Source organism: Stenotrophomonas sp. P5_A8 (assembly GCF_056400545.1).
The window spans coordinates 1-1,392 of the sequence record NZ_JBFULB010000542.1; the positions used below are offsets into that span (position 1 = coordinate 1).

Consider the following 1,392-nt stretch of genomic DNA (forward strand, 5'->3'; position numbering starts at 1 on the left):
CCGACGTGCTGATCGTCGGCATGCTGCTGTGGCGACGGCGCTGGCGTGAAGCCAGTTTCGTGGCGATCTGCTTCGTCGGTTCGGCGTTGTTGAACATGGGCAGCAAGCAGTTTTTCCAGCGCGACCGCCCCAGCCTGTGGGAGTCGATCGCCCCGGAAAGCACGTTCAGCTTCCCCAGTGGGCATGCGATGGGCTCGATGACCCTGGCGGTGACGGTGGTGCTGTTGGCCTGGAACACTCGCTGGCGCTGGCCGGTGCTGGTGGCCGCGCCCTTGTTCAGCGTGCTGGTCAGCGTGTCGCGGGTCTACCTGGGCGTGCATTACCCCTCCGACATCCTGGCCGGTTGGTGTGCGGCTCTGGTTTGGGTGGTAGGGTGCTTCCTGGTCATGTTCAGGCGCCGCGCGCCGTGGCGGCACCGGCACTGAACCGGTCCGGATGCGTGGGATGCCGATTGCGCCGGGGCGCAGGCGTACACTGATAGKCGTAGTAGACCGATATAGCCTGGGGTGAAAGGCTAAGGGGAAGGGCAAGACGGCATGGGTGTGATGCGGGCACCAGAACGCGCTGACAGGGGCTGCTTTTCCTTGTTATCGCCGTACCCCGCCGCTAGGCTTGCCCCCGTTCGCAGCGTTTTAAGAGGTGCGTGGATGACGATTCGAGTGTATCTGGTGGACGATCATGCGCTGGTGCGTACCGGCATGAAGATGATCCTGTCCAACGAGACCGATATCGAGGTAGTCGGTGAAGCGGACTCCGGGGAAGATGCGTTGCCTGAAATCCGCCACCTGCGTCCGGACGTGGTGCTGTGCGACCTGCACCTGCCGGGTGTAAGCGGCATGGAAGTCACCGAACGGGTGGTGCGTGGCGACCACGGCACGCGCGTGGTGATCGTGTCGGTGCTCGAGGATGGCCCGATGCCCAAGCGCCTGCTCGAGGCTGGCGCGTCCGGTTACATCGGCAAGGGCTGCGATGCGCAGGAACTGCTGCGCGCCGTGCGCGACGCGGCCATGGGCCGGCGTTACCTCGGCAGCAGCATCGCGCAGAACCTGGCGCTGTCCAACGTGGAAGGCAGCCAGTCGCCGTTCGACACCCTGTCCCCGCGCGAACTGGAAGTGGCCCTGCTGCTCACCCAGGGCCTGCGCCAGGAAGACATCGCCAAGCGCCTGAGCCTGAGTGCCAAGACGGTAAACACGCACAAGGCGCGCCTGTTCGAGAAGATGGGCATCCACGACAACATCGCCTTGGCGCGCATGGCCAGCCAGTACGGCCTGGTGGATCCGGCGCGACCGATGTAACTGCCGAAGGCATGTGCGGTTCTTTGCCCACACCGGGGCAAGCAGAAGCGTCATTTGACTCTTTCTGGCGCGGGTCGGTGGGGGGGGGGGGGGGGGG

The 1,392-nt window shown here is 65.1% G+C and carries 2 protein-coding genes; both read left to right on the forward strand.

Features of this window, described 5'->3' with window-relative positions; translation table 11 throughout:
- Positions 1-425 (forward strand): phosphatase PAP2 family protein (locus tag AC1DQP_RS20510; RefSeq protein WP_478052434.1); only part of this gene is annotated, 425 nt, incomplete at its 5' end.
- Positions 426-647: 222 nt separating this feature from the next.
- Positions 648-1,295 carry a response regulator gene (locus tag AC1DQP_RS20515; RefSeq protein ID WP_256774079.1) on the forward strand — a complete coding sequence of 216 codons (648 nt, stop codon included), beginning with the start codon at positions 648-650 and terminating at the stop codon, positions 1,293-1,295.
- Positions 1,296-1,392: the final 97 nt, after the last annotated feature.

Excerpts from the sequence above, each read along its gene's own strand:
- AC1DQP_RS20515 (WP_256774079.1), top strand. The coding sequence starts at position 648 with ATGACGATTCGAGTGTATCTGGTGGACGATCATGCGCTGGTGCGTACC.